The sequence below is a fragment of the Ochrobactrum soli genome (assembly GCF_003664555.1).
GTDB lineage: Bacteria > Pseudomonadota > Alphaproteobacteria > Rhizobiales > Rhizobiaceae > Brucella > Brucella teleogrylli.
Genome location: NZ_RCHH01000006.1, coordinates 211394 through 229731 on the forward strand (window position 1 = coordinate 211394; position 18338 = coordinate 229731).

The following is an 18338-nucleotide window of genomic DNA, read 5'->3' on the forward strand; positions in this document are numbered from 1 at the left end:
TCTGTGATATATGCCGTCAACGGTGGAGGACTGAGTTTACTGCTCGCAGTTTTGTGTGAGTCGTCCATTGTTTACTCGCTGATCGGCATTGTCTCGGCGAGCGAGACCGCAGCGCTGGAATAGCCATGAGTGTCAGCCTCGAGAGCCAGAATTCAACCGCCGAAGCCGCAGCTTCGGAGGGCAAAAGCAATTTTCGCATCATCGCACTGATCGTCGCCAGCGCCATGCTGATGGAACAGCTCGATGCGACCATTCTGGCCACGGCACTGCCGACCATGGCGCGCGATTTCAATGTCGGGGCGCCTTCCATGAGCGTGGCACTGACTTCCTATCTGCTGAGCCTTGCGATTTTCATCCCGGCCAGTGGCAAGATCGCCGACCGCTTCGGCACGCGCACGGTTTTCCGCTTCGCGATTGCAATCTTCATTCTGGGTTCCGTGCTCTGCGCGCAGGCGCCGAACCTGCCCTGTCTGGTCGCGGCCCGGCTGTTGCAGGGCGCAGGCGGCGCGATGATGCTGCCGGTCGGTCGTCTGGTGCTGATCCGCTCCGTGGAACGCAAAGACCTCATCGCCGCCATGTCGTGGATGCTGGTGCCAGCCCTTATGGGCCCCATTCTCGGGCCGCCGCTTGGCGGTCTGTTTGTGACATATCTGGACTGGCGCTGGATTTTCTACATCAATGTTCCCATCGGCATTCTGGGCATGATTTTCGTGTCGCTTTATATCGGCGAATATAAAAGCGAAACGCGTGAACCGTTCGATTTCATGGGCTTGATCCTGTCCGGTATTGCGCTCGGTGCCCTGCTGTTCAGTCTGGAAACGGCGAGCAATCACGAAGGCGGGAACCTGGCGCTGAAACTCTTTGTGGTCGGCATTGTCTTCGGGGTTGCCACAATCGTCCATTCGCGCCGTCATCCGGCGCCGATGCTCGATTTTTCTCTGCTGCGGATTGAAAGCTTCGGAACCTCGATGATTGCGGGGTCGATCACTCGTATCACGCAGGGCGCGCATCCGTTTCTGCTGCCGCTGATGCTTCAGATCGGCTTTGGCCTGTCTGCCGTGGCGGCGGGCAATATGGTGCTTGCGACTGCGCTTGGTGCGCTGGCCATGAAGGCCTTCGCGCCGCGCATTATCCGGCAGTTCGGCTTCCGGATGTCGCTGGTCGTCAATGGCATATTCTCTGCATGCAGCTATGCGATCTGCGCCTTTTTCACGCCGGACTGGCCGCACTGGCTGATCTTCATCGTGCTGGCCATGTCGGGCTTTTCCATGTCGTTCCAGTTCACTGCCTATAACACCGTGGCGTATGACCGGGTGGACGCAAAGCGGATGAGTTCCGCCAACAGCTTCTATTCAACGTTCCAGCAGCTCATGCTGTCGGTCGGCGTTTGTGTGGCGGCACTGATACTGCATGCATCCATGAACCTGCATGCCCGTGACGTGCCCGTCATCTCCGATTTCTCGACGGCGTTTCTCGTCGTCACCGGCATTTCGCTGACGGCAACCTTCTGGAACCTGCGTTTTGCCAAAAATGCAGGCGAACAGATGCGGGGCAAGTAAGCGACAACGAAAAAAGCCTCCTTGCCGAGCGTTCCCGACAAGGAGGCTTTTGTTCAGATACGCTTCTTGTGTTCGGTCGATTATTCCTCGAACCAGATTTTTTCCGCCAGACGATAGCCGCTCATATCGCCGCCGGATGGCGTCGGGGTAAAGCCCTTGATCTTGTCCGTTGCTGCGGCAAGGTTGTCGGCAAAGAGCGGGATAAGCTCGCCGCCTTCATCCACCATGATTATCTGAATGTCATGGTAGATTTTCTTGCGCTTTCCCTCGTCCAGTTCGACGCGGGCTTCAGCAAGCAGCTTGTCGAAGGCTTCGTTCTTCCAGGCGGTTTCGTTCCACGGCGCATCCGATTGCAGGATCATCGACAGCATGGCGTCGGCGGTCGGGCGAACGGCCCAGTTGGAGGCGACGAACGGGCGCTTCAGCCAGATTTCGTCCCAATAGCCGTCGGACGGCACGCGTTCCACGTCGATGGTGATACCGGCCTTGGCGGCTGCTGCCTGATAGACCTGCGCCGCATCAACCGCGCCGGGGAAACCGTTTTCGGAAACGACCAGCGGAATATTTCCGCTATAGCCTGACTTCTTGAAGTGGAAGGCCGCCTTTTCCGGGTCGTAGGCGCGCTGCGGAATGTCCTTGGAATAATACGGGTTTGACGACGAAATCGGATTGTCGTTGCCAATTGAGCCGGTGCCGCCGAGAATGCTCTTCTGCAGTTCTTCGCGGTCGATGGCGTATTTCAGCGCCAGACGCACATCGTTATTGTCGAAAGGCGCCGTGTCGACCCGCATTGGCAGGCAATACATGGTGTTTTCCGGCGTTTTCAGGATCTGCACGCCGGGACGCGACGAAACGAGACCTACCGAGCGGGCGTCTACGCGATTGACGACATGCACCTGCCCGCTCAGCAATGCGGCCATGCGGGCGGTCGCATCGCTCATGGCGATGGTTTCGACGGATTCCACATTGGCGCGATCCGGCGCCCAATAGTTCGGGTTGCGGCGAGTCAGCGCCCGGACGCCCGGCTGGAAATCTTCCAGAATGAAAGCGCCGGTGCCGATACCCTTGTCGAAATCCGCATCGAGCGGCGTGATACCAAGATGCACGTCGGTCAGAGCTGCCGGGAAGTCGGCATTGCCCTTGTCGAGCGTGATCGTCACTTCGTAAGGATCGGTAGCCTTCAATTCCGTCACGGCGAGCAGGAAGCCTTTGCCACCGGAATTGCTGTTTTCGCCGCGATGATGGTTCAGCGAATAGATGACGTCCTCGGCCTTCAGCTCTTTGCCGTTATGGAACTGGATGCCCTTCTTGAGCTTGAAAACCCACTGCGATGCATCGGGCTTGGTCGCTTCCCAGCTTTCGACAAGCGCACCGTAGAGGCGACCGTCCGGGGTCGGTTCAAGCAGGGTGTTGAAGAGCTGGAAACCCACCGAATACATATAGGCTTCCGGATAATAGGCCGGATCGAGGCGGTCTGAACTCGACGCCGTGTCGAGACCCATGATCAGGTGGCCGCCCTTGCGTGGCGCGGCATCCTGCGCGCGCGCCTGACCGGGCATCCAGAAGCTGCCGGTCGCGCCAAGCGCCAGCGCGCTGCCTGCTCCAAGCAAAAACTGACGGCGATTTGGGGAAAGAGAGTTGGGGTTGTGATCCGACATGGCGGGTACTCGCATTGTATGAATTGGGCCTGGGTTGCAGGCGTACTCCTGGGTTCCGTTCTATCGGGACCGCTGGTTGCATTCGTGGTAATTTTTTCTAATTTCTACGCAATTTCTGTAATAATTTTCAATAGCTATTATCATGATCCTGCGTGTACGGAGCGTTTCGCGTAACTTATGATTGCCTGCTTCCATTTGGAATTTGACTGCGCGGTATCACACTGTCAAACGTCTGCGTGAAATCCTGCTGGTGTTTTCCTGATCGTGCCTTTCAGTGAACCGCGGCATATATGAAATGATGCGATTGAACAGTCGAATGCGCAGATTGCCGGATCAGAACATTGTTATCGTCGGAGCAGGGCTGGTGGGCTCGGCCATTGCCTGGGGGCTACTCCGCTCTGGCATACGCCCGCTGCTTCTTGATGGTGAAGACCTTTCGTTGCGCGCATCACGTGCCAATTTCGCGCTCATCTGGGTGCAGGGAAAGGGTGTCGGCGCTCCACATTATGCGCGTTGGACGATGCAATCGGCGCGGCTGTGGCCGACATTGGCAGATGATCTGCGTGAAGTAACCGGCATCGATGTCGCCTTGAAACAGAAGGGCGCCTTCATTTTCTGCTACGACGAGCGAGAGCTTGAAATGTACACGGGCGATGTAGAGGCCGTTGCACGTGAACTGGGCCATGACGCGCCGGAGCATGTCGTGCTCGACCACAGCGGAACGGCAAAAATGCTGCCGTCAATTGGTCGTGATGTTATCGGCTCGATCTATTCCCCCATGGATGGCGACGTGAATTCACTGCGTCTGTTTCATGCTTTGCATGAAGGCATGTTGAAGCTCGGCGCTTCCTATCAGCCGCACAGCGAAGTGACCTCGGTTACTCCGCAAGACGGCGGGTTTCTGCTGCGTGGCACTTGGGGCGAAGTTTTCACCGAGCGCGTTGTCCTTGCGGCTGGCAATGGCAACCCCGTCCTGGCTCAAGGTGTCGGCTTGCATACGCCGGTGGTGCGCAGCAAAGGGCAGATTCTGGTGACGGAAAAATGTGCGCCATTCTTTCCCTATACGGCGGCGACGCTGCGCCAGACCGATGAGGGCGGTGTCATGATCGGCGATAGTCAGGAGACGCATACGGACCGGATTGCCACCAATCAGGATATCAGCGCGGTTCTCGCCAACCGGGCTGTGCGGGCCTTTCCGCATCTGGCGGAGGTCAATGTCGTGCGAAGCTGGGCCGGGTTTCGCGTCAAGACACCGGATGGCTTGCCGATCTATGAGCAGTCCGCGAGCCATCCCGGCGCTTACGTGGTCATGTGCCATTCCGGCGTAACGCTGGCAGCCAATCACGCCATTACGATTGCGCAGCAAATCGCAACCGATGCAAAGCATCTGGCGGATGATGCATTCTCCGGGCGGAGGTTCCATGTTTCGTAAAACCGACATTCCGAACGAAACCGTGTCGATTACCTTCGATGCGCGCCCGCTGACCGTGTCTGCACATGTAACGGTCGCCGCCGCCTTGCTTGGCGAGGGCATAACCAAGCTTAGAAACAGTGTCGTGGGCGATCAACCACGCGCCGCCTATTGCCTGATGGGCGTCTGTTTCGAGTGCCTTGTTACCATCGATGGCGTGCAGAACCGGCAGGCCTGCATGACACAAGTGTCTGACGGAATGGTCATTTCATCCCAAAGTGGCGCTCGCGCTGTGGAGGGGAGTGATAATGTTTAGGACAATTTCCGACATTCACGCGCTCGATATGTTGTACGACCTCGCCATCATTGGTGCAGGCGCGGCAGGCATGGCTGCTGCTGCCGAAGCGAGCGCAATCGGCGCAAAGGTGGTGCTGTTCGACGAAAATCCGGCAGCGGGCGGGCAGATTTATCGTGGCATTGAGCAGAATAGACCTGAGCGCCGACCCTTTCTCGGCAAAGACTATTGGCACGGCAAGGATGTTCTGAAAGCTTTTCTGGCAAGCGAAACAACCTATGTGCCGCAGGCGCTTGTCTGGAGCGTCGAACAGCGGGAAGAACCGAACGGAACCGGCGTTGAACTGCGGGTGTCGGCAGGCGGCAAAAGCGGGATCGTTCATGCGCGCCGCGTTGTCTTTGCGACCGGAGCGATGGAACGCCCGATGCCCGTCAAAGGCTGGACATTGCCGGGCGTGATGACCGTTGGTGCGGCGCAGATTGCATTGAAGGCTGCCGGGCTCATTCCAGAAGGGCGCGTCGTGCTGGCGGGAACAGGGCCGCTGCTCTACCTGTTCGCAGAGCAGCTTTTGAAAGCTGGTGGCAAGATCGCTGCCTTGCTCGATACGACACCGGCGGAAAACTGCCGAAAAGCCATGCCGCATTTTCTGTCGTTCCTCACCTCGCCTTATGGATTGAAGGGGCTTTCGCTGCTCTTGAAAGTGCGAAAATCGGTGCCTGTCTTTTCCGGGGTTACGAGCATCGCCATTTCTGGAGAGGAGAGGGCCGAGGCCATCGTTTTTACGGCAAATGGCAAGGAACACAGCCTTGCCGTCGATAGTGTGTTTCTGCATCAGGGTGTTATTCCGAACAATAATCTCGCCAATGCGTCCGGTTGCGCGCTTGTCTGGAACGATGGGCAGAAGTGCTTCCAACCGAAACTGAGCGAGAACGGTCGAAGCTCGGTCGAGGCGATCTATGTTGCGGGCGATGGCGGCGGTATCGGCGGTGCCCTGCTTGCTGAGGTGAGCGGGCGCATTGCGGCACTGGCCGCCTGTCAGGATATTTTTCCGGAACGAGCAGCAGGCTTGCAACCGAAGATCGATGTTCTGCGCAAGCAGGGCCGACGGTTGGGGCGGGGGCGGGGTTTCATTGATGCGCTTTATCAGCCGGGGCAGGCCTTTCGCGCCCCAGCGGATCGCGGTGTGATCGTCTGTCGCTGTGAAGAAGTGACCGTGGGAACAATCCGCGATGCCGCGCCGCATGTCGTTGGTCCCAACCAGCTCAAGACCATGGTGCGCTGCGGCATGGGGCCATGTCAGGGACGTCTTTGCAGTTCCACGGTGACTGAAATTCTGGCCGAAGTGCGCAATTGCACGCCGGAACAGATCGGTTTTTATCGTCTGCGCGCGCCGGTAAAGCCGGTGCCGTTGGGCGAGATTGCCGCTTTGCCGCAAACACCAGATGCGATTTGCGCTGTGGCGGGGGAGTATTCGGAAACAGTCGAAACCCCTTGAAAAGATTGAAGATAAAACATCGGGGGATGCTTGATTTTTATTGGCTCGGTTCGGGTCAAGAAGTAAAAAATTTCTGCCCGCCGCGCGGTGGCAGTAAGAATTTGATCTTAACTTAAATAAGTAAGTATCGATTCTTTGGCATTCTGTCGCTAAACTCCCGCTTCAATATGGGCGAGAGCACGCGCCGAAAACCGCGAAAGACGGGTCTCGGGCAGAATGTGCGCGACAATAAATAGTTAGAGCGCCGATCCGGCACTGTCGGATCGCAAGCGCTTTACAGGGGTGCGGAGTTAATCTTGGAGCTAGACCAGAACACGCTATTCTTCGCAGCGGGCTTGTGTTCGCTTGCGGTGGCGCTGACGATTTTGAGTGTCTGGTATCAGAACCGGATGGACAGGTTCCTGCTCTGGGGTTGCCTGGGCATGATCCTGCTCGGCGCGGGCGCCGTGCTCAACTATTCCGGCCTCCTGGCGCTGGTTCCGTCGCTGGTCATTGCTTTCAGCGTCATGACGGTGGGCTTCGTTTTGCTGTTTGTCGGCGCAAGGCAGATATCCAGCAATCCGGTCAACAGGAAGCAACTCGTCGCATTTTCGATCATAGCGATTGCCGCTGTTCTGGGGCCGATTGTCTTGGGCGTTGCCGGTATCGGCATTGCGCTCTTCAACTTCATTGCCGCATTTCTGCTGTTCATCACCGCCAGGGAATATGTCTCGGTCTATGAGGAGGCTCCGGTTCCCGTTGTTGGCATGATGGTGCTTTATCTGCTGACGGCCATATCGTTTTTGCTCTGCGGTTCCGTCATTGTCTTTGACCGGCAATGGACGCTGACCAGTATGCCGAGCAATCTGGCGGAAGATTTCAATGCCATCATGGCGATCATCGGCATTACGGGGATCGGGGCGCTATCACTGACCTTCACGCAGTCGCGTGTGGCGCGTCGCCATGCGAACGAAGCGCGCACGGACAGCCTGACAGGGTTGCTCAACCGGCGGGCGCTTTACGACAGTCTGGCCATCGATGTGATGCGCATCGGCGATTCCGTTATCGTGTTCGATCTGGATGCCTTCAAGTCGATCAATGACAGTCACGGCCATACGGTCGGGGATCGCGTATTGCTGGAATTCGCAGGCATCATTCGTGCCTATGCCGGGCAGGATGCGCTGATTGCGCGCATAGGCGGCGAGGAATTCGTGCTCATCCTGCGCCAAACGTCCAATGTGAATGTTCTGGCGATCGCGGACAAAATCCGCAAGGCTTTTGCTTCGGCGTCTTTCGATACGACGCATGCTCCTTTCAGCACCACCACCAGCGCCGGTATCGCTTTTCTGACCGCGGCGGATACCGGGTTTGAGACGGTTTTCCGTCGCGCGGATGCCGCGCTTTATCGCGCCAAGGATCTGGGACGTAACCGTATCTGTACGGAATTGCAGATTGTAGCCTGATTATTTCTTCCAAAATGGAAGGAATTAGCTTCGTTTCACCCGGCTAATCAGCGGGTGTTTTCTCTGACAATATCCGGTTCAATAATCAATGGTTTGAAACGAGGCATCTATCCGGCGTCTCGTACTTCATGCGAACATCAAGGACAGACGCCATGCTGGTAGACGGAAAATGGACTGAAGACTGGCAGCCGGTTCAGGCCAAGGATGAGAAGGGCGGCTTCGTGCGCCAGATTTCCGGTTTCCGCAACTGGGTCACACCGGATGGCAGCGCGGGACCGACCGGCGAGGCGGGTTTCAAGGCGGAAGCCGACCGCTATCATCTCTATGTCGCCTATATCTGCCCATGGGCCTCGCGCACGCTGATCGCGCGCAAGCTAAAAGGGCTGGACAAGCTCATTTCGATCTCGGTGGTAGAGCCTGCGCTGACGGATCAGGGCTGGCGTTTCGGTGACTATCCGGGGTCCAACCGCGACAGCCTCAATGGCGCAACCTATATGCATGAGCTCTATACCAAAGCCGATCCCCACTATACGGGACGCGCCACCGTGCCGGTACTTTGGGACAAAAAGACCAAAACCATCGTCAACAACGAATCCGCCGACATCGTGCGTATGTTCAACACCGGTTTTGGCGATCTCGCCAATAACGATATCGACCTTTATCCCGAGCCGTTGCGCGGCGAAATCGATGCGCTCAACGAACACATCTATCCGAGCCTGAACAACGGCGTCTATCGGGCGGGCTTCGCCACCACGCAGATCGCCTATGACGAAGCCTTCCGCGACGTGTTCCGCACGCTTGATGAACTGGAGGCAAGGCTTTCGGCCAAGGGGCCGTTCCTGTTCGGGGAACAGTTCACCGAAACGGATATCCGCCTCTTCGTTACTCTGGTGCGCTTCGATGCGGCCTATCATGGCCTGTTCAAGTGCAATCTGCGTCGGCTGGTTGATTATGCGGCGCTCAGCGCCTGGCTGACGCGCATTTTGGATATTCGCGGCATTCGGGAAACGGCCAACATCGACCATATCAAGCGCGGTTATTATTCCATCAAGGCGCTGAACCCCACCGGCATCGTGCCGCTTGGCCCTGATCTTCCGGGACTGGCTCCCGTCCAAATTTGAAAGCGAATGACAGACAAATGCGTTCTTTGGTAATTTTCCTTCACGGTGTCGGCAGTCGCGGCGCGGACCTCGCTTCGCTTGGCACGTTCTGGGCCGATAGCTTGCCCGGCACCGTATTTGCAGCGCCTGATGCGCCTTTTGCCTTCGATCAGGGGGGCTCGGGCCATCAGTGGTTCAGCGTCAGCGGCGTCACCCCGGCCAACCGTCCGCAGCGGATTGTTGAGGCGCGTGCGCCTTTTGATGAAACACTGACAAGGATCATTTCCGAACACGGCTTCGCCGACAAACTCGACCGCGTGGCACTGGTCGGTTTTTCGCAAGGAGCGATCATGTCGCTTGACGCTCTGGTTTCGGGTCGCTGGCCCATTGCCGCTGTGGTTGCCTTTTCTGGCAGGCTGGCTTCGCCAGAACCGTTTACGCCGACGCTTGCGACGCAGGCCATGCTTGTGCACGGCAGCGCCGATCCGGTTATTCCGGCAAGCGAATCCGAAAGCGCGAATGCGCGCCTTGGCGAGATTGGCGTGAATTCCACCTGCCACATCTTTCCCGGTGTCAGCCATACGATATCAGCCGACGGAGCCGTCATGGCTGCAGCCTTTCTGCGGTCTGCTTTGAAGCTTGGATAATTTCCATATTCAGCTATTTTCCTGTTCTTAAGCGGAAGAAAATAGCTGAAATGGAAGCAATCGATGGATCGGCTTGACTGCGAACGGATGTTCGTTGCGGTGCTGGATACGGGCAGTTTTTCTGCGGCGGCGCAACGGCTTGGAACGAGCAGCGGTCAGGCGTCCAAACTCGTGTCACGGCTGGAAGCCGATCTGGGTGTCCAGCTTATCAAGCGCACCACGCGCGCCTTGTCGCCGACCGAGGTGGGGTACGCCTATTATGAGCGCATGAAAGGCCTGTTGCAGGACTTTGACGCGCTGGAAGCCGCGGTGCGCAATGCATCGGGCGCTCCGACTGGACGCATCCGGCTGACGGCTCCCTTGTCATTCGGCACCTTGCGGCTGACGCCCGTATTGCTGCAATTCGCGCAATCTTTTCCAGATATCCAGATTGATGTGAGCTTTTCTGATCGGGTTGTCAGTCTGGTCGATGAAGGTTTCGATATCGGGGTTCGGATCGGAAAGCCGCTCGACAGCAGCCTGATTGCCCGCAAACTGTGCGATGCGCGGGTGGTTCTGGTGGCCGCACCCTCCTACCTTGCCGAACATGGAACGCCGGTTCATCCACAGGAACTGACGCAGCATAGATGCATCATTGATACGAATTTCCGCGATCCTTATGTCTGGCGTTTCGCTTCCTCACAAGGCGGCGAGGGTGAGGCGGTCAATGTTGCAGGCCGGTTGCATTTTTCCAATGGCGAAGCCTGTCTCGATGCGGCCCTTGCCGGATTGGGCATAGCCCACGTCCCAACATTCATTGCCGGGCCGTCCATCCGTGAGGGGCGGGTGCAGCGGCTCCTTGGCGAGTTTGAAAGCGCGCCGCTTGGCATCCATGCAGTCTATCCGCCTGCGCGCCATCTGGCGATCAAGGTACGCACCCTCGTCGACTATCTAGCGGAGAGTTTTCGCGGTGAGCCTGACTGGGATCGCGGTTGGAACTAAACAGGTTGCGGCCGCCGGAAGGCGGGCGTCGGCTCGCAGGTTTTAGCCTGCGGTGTCTTGTTCAAGCCGGCGCCAGTTGACGACAAGCTCTTCACGGAAAGCAAAGCGCACCAGATGCCGCACGACCACATCCTGCAACTGTGTCAGCGAAGGCTGATCGGGCGAGGTGAGGGCGATATGCAGAAATGCATCATCGGCCCGTAACCGGCAGTCGCCGATGGAGAAGCTGATCTGCCCCGCTGCCGGATCGAAAGTGACCGGCAGCTTATGCGCAAAATGCTTGGCCAATTGCTGCAAATAGCGGCTGGCATGGGCGGTCGCGATGGACGCTTCAGAATCCACAACCGTATTCGACGTGTCCATCAGCTTTCCTCCACAATGCGGGCAGCTTCGTTGAGTGCGGTGACGATGGCTTCAGCGCTTGCGGCATCCATCGGTCCACGATGCAGCCTTTGGCGAACCGTCATCTTCAGACTTTTCAGCGCGTGAATGACGGTGTGCGGCATCTCGCCGTTGTTTTCGGCAAAACTGCTTATTCTGCTCAAAAGCGCATCGGCTGCGGCACGGTTTGCGACCAGAAAGGCCTCACCCTCTGCCGTGATGCGATTGAGCTTCTTGCCTGAAACGCCGGGTTCGGTGACGGTGTAGCCCATGTCGTCCAGCCATGAGAGCGTCGGATAGATCACGCCTGGGCTTGGCGTGTAAACGCCTTGCAGCCGTTCGGAAATATCCTTGATCAGCTCATATCCATGACGGGGACGTTCGGCGATCATGGTAAGGACCAGCAGGCGCAGGTCGCCATAATCGAAAATCCGCTCACGACGGTGACCGCCTCGGCCACCACGTCGTTCGCCCCGATGGTCGTCATGTTCGCCATAGGAATGTTCCCCGCGATGACGGCCATGCCCACCGAAGGGACCACCCCGGTGACCGCCGCGATGATCGCCATGGCGACCGTGACGATGGCGGGTTTCTTCTTGTTCCGGATGATTTGGGCGATCCGGATCGCCATTGCTTGTGTTTGTCATGACCACAAGATAAATCCCGATATATCGAAAAACAAGATATATCGGGATTAATTTTTCGTAATGCGTTTCGGTCTGTCACTTGAACAGAAGGTCGACCTGCGCTTCGAACATGGTTGCGCTGTCGATCAGGCTATCCTGTCCGAGAAGGCCGTTATGGACGATGCTCATCCACACGGGCGCGGTCAGCAGATGCGGATAGGTTTTCAGGATGGTGCCCTTCAGCTCTCCGCGTTCTTCAGCCACGTCGATCAGCCAGCGTATCCGATCCAGAAAAGGCTCGTAGACCTCGGTGCGATAAACTTCCGTGAGATAGGGAAAGGCATGTCCTTCGGCGAGCACAAGCCGCGCCACAGTCGCGCGCCCCTTGTCCTCGATGGTCCGCATCACCGGGATCATGGTGCGTTTGCAATAATCGGAAACCCGCTCGTCCGCCCTGATCGGGAAGTTTTCAATCTCACCGAGCGGGTTGGTCACGATATCGCGGACGATGCCAGCAAAGAGATCTTCCTTGGTGTCGAAATAGCGGTAGGCCGTGCCTTTGGCGAGGCTGGCGCGTTCGGCGATACCGGCCATGGTCGCATTGGCATAGCCCTTGTCCAGAAACTCACGCATCGCAGAGCGAATGATCTGCCTGCGGGTGCGCGCCGTCTTCTCTGGGCTGGGACCGCGCGTTCTGGGCACCCTTGTTGCCGTGCGAGGCTCGGTCTTCTGCGCTTCAGCACGATTGGTCGTCGGATTGTTGACCATGGCTGTATTCCCTTCCTCATGGCATCGTCGTGTCAAAGCAGCTTGCAGAACGATTCCAGTTGAATTGGTGTTTTTGCGTGCTCCATCTTAGTGTTGTCGCGCATTATGCCACACAGAACTATTGCAGTTTTTTGCCGGGAATACTTTACGTGCACTATTGGCGATTAATTTTTGAAACCGCACCTACAGCGCGATTACATAAAACTTGGAGTCCACCGCCATGACAGGAAAACTCTCTGGCAGGGCAGACCGTTCCACCACGGTAAAACCATTCTTTTCATAAAAACGGTGTGCGCCGAGAAACTTATCCGTTGTTCCAAGATAAATGCGGCGAATGCCTTTTTCCCGGGCATGAGCGAGCAGGGCAGACAACAACTTGCTGGCAGTCCCAATCCCGGAACCCCGATAGGCAGCGGCGACGAACATTTTCCGCAGAGCGGCTTCGTTGTTGCCGATATCCTTGAGCGCGATTGTTCCTACGACATGCCCATCGTGTTCCGCAACCCAGAACTCCCCGCTGCCTAACCGATAAAAGCTGTCGATGGAATTGAGGTCGGGCTGGTCCTCGGCGGTTATGGCGATGCCATATTCGTCCCGCTGGATCGGCAGGATAACGGAAAATACGCCTTCCAGATCAGTTGGTTGAAAAGGGCGAACGGAGACGAAAACGGGTGTGGTGGTGTCGGCCATAAGGGGAGCATTTCATCAAAGGAAAGGATGACGGATTGTTAGCGCAAAATCAGCTGAGATCAATCGGTTCTGACGAGCGTGGGTGTGTCGCTCCGCAGTCAGAACTTGCGATAGATAAAGCTATCCGGGATGGGAGCAGCGGCGTTTTCCTGCGCCATGGCCGTCACCGTATCGCGCAGCGGTGAGCGTACACAGACCGGATCGGTCGCGCTTGCATCACCAGCCAGCGCCATCGCCTGACAGCGGCAGCCGCCGAAGTCTATCTCCTTGCGCTCGCAACTGCGGCAGAGGTCGGGCATCCAGTCATCGCCGCGATAGGCATTAAAGGCCTCGCCATCAAACCAGATATCGGCCAGTCCCTTATCGCGAACATTGTCGAAGCGAAGCGACGGGATTGTTTCTGCGGCATGGCACGGCAGCACGCGCCCGTCGGGCGTAACATTGAGGCCAACCCGGCCCCAACCGCCCATGCAGGCTTTCGGATAGGACGAATAATAATCAGCCGGAACATAGTCGATCACAAGTCGGCCTTCGAGACGCTTGCGCGCTTCAGCGACGGTCTGGTTGGCTTTGGCGACCTGATCGCGTGTCGGCAAAAGCGCCGCCTTGTTTTTCTCCGCCCAGCCGTGAAATTGCACGGTTGCAATTTCGATGCGGCGCGCGCCAAGCGTTAGCGCAAGCTCCAGCATCGCGTCGAGCTGGTCCATGTTCTGCTTGTGGCAGACGGCATTGACGGTCAGCGGAATGCCCGCCGTCGTGACCCAGTTCGCGACGGCCATCTTGCGTTCGAACCCGCCTTTATATCCGCCGATACGGTCAGCCGATGCGGCGTCGGTGCCTTGTATGGAAAGTTGCACATGGTCGAGACCAGCTTGCCCGAGTGCGTCCACACGCGCTTGCGTGAGACCGATGCCCGAGGTGATGAGGTTCGTGTAAAGCCCAAGCTTGACTGCGGCCCCAGTCAACTCAAGAAGATCGCGCCGCGTAGCCGGTTCTCCACCGGAAAGGTGCAGGTGCAAAACGCCCATTTTGGCGGCCTGACGAAAGACCTCTATCCACTCTTCAGTCGAAAGCTCCTGCTTTACGCCAATCAGTTCCAGCGGGTTGGAACAATAGGGGCAGGCAAGGGGGCAGCGATGCGTCAATTCGGCAAGCAAAGCTATCGGCGGCGGTGCCAGCCGTTTCAGCTTTGCTTCCTGAATTGCCAGATTCATGTCTGAACCTCGATCATGCGGCGGTTGGCCAGTTCCTGAACGAAGGCCAGCACATCGCTGCCGACCTGTTCGCGTGGCGCATTGAATTCCAATGCAAAAGCATCGCAAATCGCATCGATGCTGCGCACACCATCAAGCGCATTGACGATCAGGATCGCAATATCGTCGAGCGCCATGGCGCGCTCTGGCGCCAGAAGCACGGTTTGTCCGCGCACCTCATCGACGCGCAGTCTCACACCACGCGCAAGCGTTACGATATCGGCCGGTTTGATGGCGACGCTGCCTGTCTCGCTCATGCGGAAACCCTCTTTTCTGCCAGAGCCTTGTCCCATGCGGCATTCACGCCTTGCCTGCCATCCCACGCGCCAGGCGGGATCATGCCGGGGGCCACATAGGCCGCATAAAGCGCATCAAGCTGCGCCCACAGCACATCCGTTTTGAAGGTCAGGGCAGCGGCCACAGCATCCTGCTTTTCCAAAGTGTCGGCATGTTCCAGCACATAGGCAAGACCATATTCGACATCGACCGGCGCTTCGTTGAGCCGCTGGCGGAAATAGGACAGCGCGTCTTCATCGGCAAAGGCATAATGCTTCAACAGACCCGCAATGCGGTCTTTATGGATCTTCGGTGCGAAGAGTTCTGTCAGCGACGATGCGACCGCATCCAGCAGCGGCTTGTCACGGACATAGTGGACATAAGCACCCACCGCAAAGCGGGTTGCCGCCAGAATGCCCTTGCCGGACGCCACATAGTTGGGATCAAGGCCAACGGCTTCGGCCAGCTTGAGCCAGCGCCGGATGCCGCCGCCTTCATGGATGCCGCCGTCGTGGTCTTCGATCCGCGAGCGCCAGGCGCGGCGCATATCGACATCCTCGCAGCGTGAAAGGAACGCTGCATCCTTCATGGGAATGCTGCTTTGATAGCAATAGCGATTGATTACCCAGGCGCGCACTTCCGTGATGGTGCATTCGCCGCCATGCAGCCGGATGTGGAACGGATGCTTGTCGTGATAACGCTCGTGACCGATGGCCAGAAGTCGGGCGTGGAATGTGTCCTTGTCGGCAGCGTCTTTCATAAAGCGATCTCCTTGCCGTCAAAGGCGATTTCGAACCCGTTATCCTCGACCAGCTTCCGTTCGGGGCCATCACGCCAGACCGGGTTCGTATTATTGATATGGACATATATCTTGCGTCGCACGGCCACCTTGGCGAGCGCTTTCAGGCTGCCCTCGTTGCCCGAGATGGACATATGCCCCATGCGTTGACCGGTCTTGATGCCGGTGCCGGATTTGATCATCTCGTCATCGGTGAAAAGCGTGCCGTCGAAATAAAGAATTTCGGCGCCGCTGATCCGAGCCTTGAGATCGTCGCGCAGCAGCGCACAACCCGGAATGTAATAAATCCGGTGCCTGACCGTGATGAGTTCGACCCCAACCGTCTGCTCGCCCTCAAGTGCCGTGTCCGGGTTTTCGCTTTCCATGAAGAGCGGCACTTTTCCGGGCACGGAAAACAATCGCGCCTCGATGCCGGGCACCAGCATGAAGGGCTCATTCAGCGCCACGATTTCCTGCGTTACGAAAGCCGGATCGAGCGCATTGAAAATCGGATTTGCAGCGAGAATATCGCGAATGGCAGCAGTCATCACCAGCCGGAACGGCTGCTTTTCCCGCAGCGTCAAAAGACCGGCGATGTGATCTATATCGCCATTGGTCAGGAGCACGGTCTTGATCGGACTGTCACGCAACGCTCGCGGATGCAAGGCGGGTGTGTTGATCAGTTGCTGTCGCAGGTCGGGCGATGCGTTGAGCAGCGCCCAGCTGTCGCCATCCGATGTGACGGCCAGCGAGGACTGGGTTTGCGGCATAATTCCATCCGGCAGGCCCAATCGCGCCAGACGGCAGTTTTCACAACCACAATTCCACTGAGGGAGACCGCCGCCAGCGGCGGCCCCAATCACGATTGCGCGGAACTCCGTCATGAAACTGTTCCCGCGTCTGGGGAGACAGTTCAGAACAGGATTGGTTCGTCACCGTCTGCCGGTGCATAGCGATTGATTTCCATGCCGCAGCTAACTTCGATGAACTTCGGTGCATGCCAGGACAGAGATTTCGTCATGCGGCTTCTCCTTGGTTGGACGAATGATAACATTGTACCACCTATAAACTAGGAAGAGCCGCGCCGTTTGGTAGGCCAGATCAACCCAATTTTACCACAGGCTCAGCTATGTCGATAAACGCCTTGTCCTATCTTGCGCTATCCGTTCCGCCCTTCTTGTCCTTGATCGGCGCGTTGCCGTGGATGAGATCGCGCCCGGCATAAATGCCTTCGGTCAATTCGATTGTGAGGCGATCACTGTCGCGGCGGCGAACATCTTCCATGACACGCGCGCGCTCCTCTTCATCGACGTCCAGCATTTCCAGCGCTTTTTCGCCAAGAGCCAGCGCCGATTCAAAGGTCTCGCGGATTTGATATTCGACACCCGCATTGATCAGTTCGATGGCATGTTCGCGGTCGAGGGATCTTGCCAATACCGGAACAAGCGGAAATTCCGCCTTCACCAGTTCCGCGATTTTCAGGCTGGCTTCGCGGTCGTCAACGCTGATGACGATCAGTCGCGCATGATGTGCGCCCGCAGCATGCAGTATGTCGAGGCGCGAGCCGTCGCCGAAATAGACCTTGAAGCCGAAGTCCTTCGCGTTGCGGATGGCATCGGTGTTGGTTTCAATAATGGAAATCGAACAGCTGTTTCCAAGGAGCGGCTGGCTGACGATCTGCCCGAAACGGCCAAAGCCGATCAGGAGGACGCTGGCGGACAGATTGTCCGCCGTCTCGACATCTTCCATGGAAGGCACGGGTTTTGGCATCAGCCGGTCATGCAGGATGATCATGATCGGCGTGAGCGCCATGGAGACAATGATCGTCGCCGTCAGAATCGCATTGGCCTCGGCATCGATGATGTTGACCGCCGTGGCGGCAGCATAAAGGACGAAGGCGAACTCACCGCCCTGCGCCATCAGAACGGCCCGTTCGACGGCTTCACGGTTGCTGGCGCGAAACAAGCGGGCAACCGCATAGATACCGAACATTTTCAAGAGCATATAGGCGATGACCGCAACGATGATCAACTGCCAGCTGGCCGCAATCACCGCAAGGTCGAGCGACATGCCAACGCCGAGAAAGAACAGGCCGAGCAGCACACCGCGAAATGGTTCGACATCGGCTTCAAGCTGGTGGCGGAAGGTGGATTCCGACAGCAGTACGCCAGCAAGAAATGCGCCCATCGCCATCGATAGCCCGCCGAGTTGCATGGCAAGCGCTGCACCCAGCACGACGAAAAGTGCTGCCGCCGTCATCACCTCGCGGGCTTTGGCTTTGCCGAGAATGCGGAATAACGGGTCGAGCAGATAGCGCCCTGCCAGGATCAGGCCGACGATGGAGGCAAGCCCGATGGCAATGCCGGTCAGACGGTCGGCGAGCGTCGTTTCTTCGCCGCCCGGCGCCAGAAAGGCAACGAGCGCCAGAAGCGGCACGATGGCGAGGTCTTCGAGCAGCAGAATTGCAACGATGCGGCGACCTTTCGGCAGACCCATGGCCCGCCGTTCTTCCAGCATTTGCATCACGATGGCAGTCGACGTCAGCACGAAACCGGTGCCTGCGACGAAGCTTTGCGCAACCGGATAGCCAAGCGTAAGGCCGACGATAGTGAGAAGACCGATACAGAGTGCCACCTGTGCCAGACCGAGACCGAAGATTTCACCGCGCATAGACCACAGGCGCGAGGGCTGCATCTCCAGACCGATGATGAACAGGAACATCACCACGCCGAGTTCGGCAACATGCAGGATCGCCTGCGGATCGGAAAATAGTCCAAGACCGAACGGCCCGATGATCAGCCCGGCTGCGAGATAGCCGAGCACCGAGCCGAGACCGAGTCGTTTGAACAAAGGCACTGCAATGACGGCTGCGCCCAAAAGCACGACGATGGGGATAAGATCGAAACCGCCATGATGGGCGGCTTCGGCGGCGTGGGTTGCGGTTTCAGCAGCGGCCATTGGCTATTTCCTTGCCATTG

Annotated in this window: 19 protein-coding genes; 8 read left to right on the forward strand and 11 right to left on the reverse strand. The window is 57.7% G+C overall.

What is annotated here, in order from left to right:
• The first annotated feature begins 125 nt into the window (after positions 1-125).
• On the forward strand, positions 126-1559 hold the full coding sequence (locus D8666_RS12745; RefSeq protein WP_121538263.1) for a DHA2 family efflux MFS transporter permease subunit: 1434 nt from the start codon (positions 126-128) through the stop codon (positions 1557-1559).
• 80 nt (positions 1560-1639) lie between these two features.
• On the opposite strand, the gene D8666_RS12750 is transcribed toward D8666_RS12745, so the two are convergent.
• On the reverse strand, positions 1640-3217 hold the full coding sequence (locus D8666_RS12750; RefSeq protein ID WP_121538265.1) for an ABC transporter substrate-binding protein: 1578 nt from the start codon (positions 3215-3217) through the stop codon (positions 1640-1642).
• Positions 3218-3533: 316 nt separating this feature from the next.
• Between D8666_RS12750 and D8666_RS12755 the strand changes: the two genes are divergently transcribed.
• From D8666_RS12755 to D8666_RS12785, 7 genes are all read left to right on the forward strand, one after another.
• Positions 3534-4649 carry an NAD(P)/FAD-dependent oxidoreductase gene (locus D8666_RS12755; protein WP_109367253.1) on the forward strand — a complete coding sequence of 372 codons (1116 nt, stop codon included), beginning with the start codon at positions 3534-3536 and terminating at the stop codon, positions 4647-4649.
• Positions 4639-4944: a (2Fe-2S)-binding protein gene (locus D8666_RS12760; RefSeq protein WP_109367254.1), complete on the forward strand. Its 306-nt coding sequence runs from the start codon at positions 4639-4641 to the stop codon at positions 4942-4944. Before D8666_RS12755 ends, D8666_RS12760 begins: the two co-directional genes overlap by 11 nt.
• Positions 4937-6418 carry an FAD/NAD(P)-dependent oxidoreductase gene (locus tag D8666_RS12765; protein WP_121538267.1) on the forward strand — a complete coding sequence of 494 codons (1482 nt, stop codon included), beginning with the start codon at positions 4937-4939 and terminating at the stop codon, positions 6416-6418. The genes D8666_RS12760 and D8666_RS12765 overlap by 8 nt, the downstream gene beginning before the upstream one ends.
• Positions 6419-6714: 296 nt before the next feature.
• Positions 6715-7860 (forward strand): GGDEF domain-containing protein, encoded by a 1146-nt coding sequence (locus D8666_RS12770; protein WP_109367256.1) that lies wholly within the window; start codon positions 6715-6717, stop codon positions 7858-7860.
• A 152-nt stretch (positions 7861-8012) separates the two neighbouring features.
• The gene (locus D8666_RS12775; protein ID WP_109367257.1) at positions 8013-8981 is read left to right on the forward strand and encodes a glutathione S-transferase family protein; all 969 of its coding nucleotides are present in this window, start codon (positions 8013-8015) and stop codon (positions 8979-8981) included.
• Positions 8978-9607: an alpha/beta hydrolase gene (locus D8666_RS12780; protein WP_268967059.1), complete on the forward strand. Its 630-nt coding sequence runs from the start codon at positions 8978-8980 to the stop codon at positions 9605-9607. Before D8666_RS12775 ends, D8666_RS12780 begins: the two co-directional genes overlap by 4 nt.
• Before the next feature lie 63 nt (positions 9608-9670).
• A complete protein-coding gene (locus D8666_RS12785) occupies positions 9671-10588 on the forward strand; it encodes a LysR family transcriptional regulator (RefSeq protein WP_109367259.1) in 918 nt (305 codons plus the stop codon).
• Between the two features lie 42 nt (positions 10589-10630).
• Here the strand turns inward: D8666_RS12785 and D8666_RS12790 are convergent, their stop codons facing one another.
• The 10 genes from D8666_RS12790 to D8666_RS12835 form a co-directional block, all read right to left on the reverse strand.
• The gene (locus D8666_RS12790) at positions 10631-10951 is read right to left on the reverse strand and encodes a DUF2218 domain-containing protein (RefSeq protein ID WP_109367260.1); all 321 of its coding nucleotides are present in this window, start codon (positions 10949-10951) and stop codon (positions 10631-10633) included.
• Entirely contained in the window at positions 10951-11616 is a 666-nt protein-coding gene (locus D8666_RS12795; protein WP_121538269.1) for a PadR family transcriptional regulator, read from the reverse strand. The genes D8666_RS12790 and D8666_RS12795 overlap by 1 nt, the downstream gene beginning before the upstream one ends.
• Before the next feature lie 75 nt (positions 11617-11691).
• Positions 11692-12363 (reverse strand): TetR/AcrR family transcriptional regulator, encoded by a 672-nt coding sequence (locus tag D8666_RS12800; protein ID WP_109367262.1) that lies wholly within the window; start codon positions 12361-12363, stop codon positions 11692-11694.
• A 183-nt stretch (positions 12364-12546) separates the two neighbouring features.
• Entirely contained in the window at positions 12547-13053 is a 507-nt protein-coding gene (locus tag D8666_RS12805; RefSeq protein WP_109367263.1) for a GNAT family N-acetyltransferase, read from the reverse strand.
• Positions 13054-13151: 98 nt separating this feature from the next.
• Complete coding sequence (pqqE, locus tag D8666_RS12810; protein ID WP_109367264.1) at positions 13152-14267, reverse strand: pyrroloquinoline quinone biosynthesis protein PqqE; 1116 nt, start codon at positions 14265-14267, stop codon at positions 13152-13154.
• The gene (gene pqqD / locus D8666_RS12815) at positions 14264-14563 is read right to left on the reverse strand and encodes a pyrroloquinoline quinone biosynthesis peptide chaperone PqqD (protein ID WP_109367265.1); all 300 of its coding nucleotides are present in this window, start codon (positions 14561-14563) and stop codon (positions 14264-14266) included. Before pqqD ends, pqqE begins: the two co-directional genes overlap by 4 nt.
• Complete coding sequence (gene pqqC / locus D8666_RS12820; protein WP_109367266.1) at positions 14560-15342, reverse strand: pyrroloquinoline-quinone synthase PqqC; 783 nt, start codon at positions 15340-15342, stop codon at positions 14560-14562. Before pqqC ends, pqqD begins: the two co-directional genes overlap by 4 nt.
• The gene (gene pqqB / locus D8666_RS12825; protein ID WP_121538271.1) at positions 15339-16244 is read right to left on the reverse strand and encodes a pyrroloquinoline quinone biosynthesis protein PqqB; all 906 of its coding nucleotides are present in this window, start codon (positions 16242-16244) and stop codon (positions 15339-15341) included. Before pqqB ends, pqqC begins: the two co-directional genes overlap by 4 nt.
• A 29-nt stretch (positions 16245-16273) precedes the next feature.
• The gene (gene pqqA, locus D8666_RS12830; RefSeq protein ID WP_078337071.1) at positions 16274-16369 is read right to left on the reverse strand and encodes a pyrroloquinoline quinone precursor peptide PqqA; all 96 of its coding nucleotides are present in this window, start codon (positions 16367-16369) and stop codon (positions 16274-16276) included.
• A gap of 140 nt (positions 16370-16509) precedes the next feature.
• The gene (locus D8666_RS12835) at positions 16510-18318 is read right to left on the reverse strand and encodes a monovalent cation:proton antiporter-2 (CPA2) family protein (RefSeq protein ID WP_109367268.1); all 1809 of its coding nucleotides are present in this window, start codon (positions 18316-18318) and stop codon (positions 16510-16512) included.
• Positions 18319-18338: the final 20 nt, after the last annotated feature.